The organism is Pseudomonas sp. LLC-1 (genome assembly GCF_002992185.1).
Lineage (GTDB): Bacteria > Pseudomonadota > Gammaproteobacteria > Pseudomonadales > Pseudomonadaceae > Aquipseudomonas > Aquipseudomonas monteilii.
Genome location: NZ_LUVY01000036.1, coordinates 1 through 538 on the forward strand (window position 1 = coordinate 1; position 538 = coordinate 538).

The 538-nt window shown below is 58.4% G+C and carries 1 protein-coding gene; it reads right to left on the minus strand.

What is annotated here, in order from left to right:
• Window positions 1-538 (minus strand): GTP-binding protein (locus A0O30_RS27560; RefSeq protein WP_146256336.1); only part of this gene is annotated, 538 nt, incomplete at both ends.

The window sequence follows — 538 nt, forward strand, 5'->3', positions numbered from 1 at the left end:
CCCATTTCGTTGTCGTCTTTGCCTTCCAGGGCCATACGAGCGGAACCGATGATGATCGGAGTGTCGTCGCCTGGGAAGTCGTAGGTGGACAGCAGGTCGCGAACTTCCATCTCGACCAGTTCCAGCAGCTCAGCGTCGTCTACCAGGTCAGCCTTGTTCAGGAAGACCACGATGTACGGAACGCCTACCTGACGGGACAGCAGGATGTGCTCACGGGTTTGCGGCATCGGACCATCGGCGGCCGAGCAAACCAGGATCGCGCCGTCCATCTGGGCAGCACCGGTGATCATGTTCTTCACGTAGTCAGCGTGACCTGGGCAGTCAACGTGAGCGTAGTGACGAATGTTCGAGTTGTACTCGACGTGAGCGGTGTTGATGGTGATACCGCGCGCTTTTTCTTCCGGAGCCGAGTCGATCTTGTCGAACTCAACGACTGCCGAACCGAAAACTTCGGAGCAGACGCGAGTCAGAGCTGCGGTCAGAGTGGTCTTACCGTGGTCAACGTGGCCGATAGTGCCGACGTTAACGTGGGGAAGGG